The sequence below is a fragment of the Bartonella sp. CR127HXZ genome, from assembly GCF_042194555.1.
GTDB classification, from domain to species: domain Bacteria; phylum Pseudomonadota; class Alphaproteobacteria; order Rhizobiales; family Rhizobiaceae; genus Bartonella; species Bartonella grahamii.
In genome coordinates this window covers 1-886 of sequence record NZ_JBHIMZ010000058.1, presented here as the reverse complement: position 1 = coordinate 886, position 886 = coordinate 1, and the positions used below count along the sequence as shown (strand labels likewise).

Below are 886 nucleotides of genomic sequence, written 5' to 3'. Positions count from 1 at the left end.
CCCGTATATAAAAGAACATCAATCCAGACACGTTCATGGGTACCATGATGCCATCTTTGATAATATTTTTCGACATCTTCTTCTGTCCAAACAGGAAATCCCTCTTTGTTTTTGAGGGGTGGTCTTTTTATTCCTAAAGCTGGATTATTTTCCAAAAGACCTTGATCAATTGCCCAATTAAAAAGTCCATTAAGGGCTTTCAGGAAGTTTCTAGCCATTGCTGGTGTTTCTTTACGCCGTTCAACACCGGCTATGATATGTTTCTTTTCAATTGCTTGGTATGGAATATTTCCTATGGTATCACATACCTTCATAAGGATGAGTTCTTTTTGTTTTTGGGTGACTTTAGAAAGGCTATGCCAATTGGAGCTGTTAAAGTATTGTTTAAGCAGCCATGCAAATGACCCTTCAACAAGTTTACCGGTTTTGGATTTAGGAAGTATAAGCCCTTGTAACTCGGCAAGTGCGCTTTTGTAGTTGTCAACAAACTCTTGCGTTCCATAGGTGCCGCGTATTCTAATACGTGGTCCATGACCAATACGTACATACCATATAATTTTACCATGGCGTGTGACTTCTTTGACAAGATGAGGGGGGCGTGGTTTTGACATGGTATTTTACATCTTAGAGAGCGCTGTTTCGTAATATTCATTCTTTGACAAATCTAAAAGTTTGTCTGGATGCGCTGCTGAATTTGGTAGTGGAATATCGGATTTGAGATAGATAAGCAGTTCACCGGTAGGTTTGATTTCTACGAGTTCACATCCTTGTTTTTTAGCTTCTCTTAAAGCGCGTGCAATGGCTGGTTGCGTTATAGCAGCTGGACGAGGCGCCATATCTTTTCTCCTTACATTGAGATGCAATTCACGTGTGGCGTGAATCACGC

At 40.5% G+C, this 886-nt stretch carries 2 protein-coding genes; both read right to left on the bottom strand.

Going from position 1 to position 886, the window contains the following annotated elements:
- A partial coding sequence (locus ACFIKY_RS09045; RefSeq protein WP_404977315.1) for a phage integrase central domain-containing protein occupies positions 1–611 on the bottom strand: 611 nt, incomplete at its 3' end.
- A gap of 6 nt (positions 612–617) precedes the next feature.
- On the bottom strand, positions 618–836 hold the full coding sequence (locus ACFIKY_RS09040) for a hypothetical protein (protein WP_273723922.1): 219 nt from the start codon (positions 834–836) through the stop codon (positions 618–620).
- Positions 837–886 lie beyond the last annotated feature (50 nt).

Coding starts and splice junctions, on each gene's coding strand:
- ACFIKY_RS09040 (WP_273723922.1), bottom strand. CDS start 836: ATGGCGCCTCGTCCAGCTGCTATAACGCAACCAGCCATTGCACGCGCT.